At 31.4% G+C, this 529-nt stretch carries 1 protein-coding gene; it reads right to left on the reverse strand.

What is annotated here, in order from left to right; all coding sequences use genetic code 11:
* The coding region (locus FC45_RS07485) for a restriction endonuclease subunit S domain-containing protein (protein ID WP_479680688.1) at window positions 1–504 on the reverse strand (504 nt) is incomplete at its 3' end.
* Window positions 505–529: the final 25 nt, after the last annotated feature.

Consider the following 529-nt stretch of genomic DNA (forward strand, 5'->3'; position numbering starts at 1 on the left):
CTCTAATTTTCGTTGTTGAAGAGAAAGAAGGGAATTCATAAGATTATAAATCCTAGAAATATTATTTTGTTCGTCACTTTTTGGGATAGTTATACTCATTTCAAAAAAATCTTGTGGTGAGATATTTAATAATCCATGATTCCTTGCACCTTCTGTAGAAACTTGAACTATGTGAGAATACCATTTAGTAGTGTCGAAAAACGCTTTTAAAAAATCAGAATTAATATTTTCAGGTGTAAATGCAATATATAATGTGGAAAGCGCTCCTTCATTATACTTTTCCAATCTTTTAATTGAACCATATGGAGCTTCCTTAGAATAGCTTTTATTATAGGCAAACTCTCCACGTTTAAGCAAAATATAGTTTGCGAGATTTTCACTGGCAACAACTCTCCCAAAAAAATCTCTTTGATCAACTAAGCCAAATTGTGCAGAAATTGTTAAGGGAATATTAGTTTCTAGATTTTTATTTTTTCTGCGTATTCTTTTGACATTTCTCCCCAACTTAACCTTCTTCCAAGGCTCATCA

The organism is Lactobacillus jensenii DSM 20557 (assembly GCF_001436455.1).
GTDB classification, from domain to species: Bacteria; Bacillota; Bacilli; order Lactobacillales; family Lactobacillaceae; genus Lactobacillus; species Lactobacillus jensenii.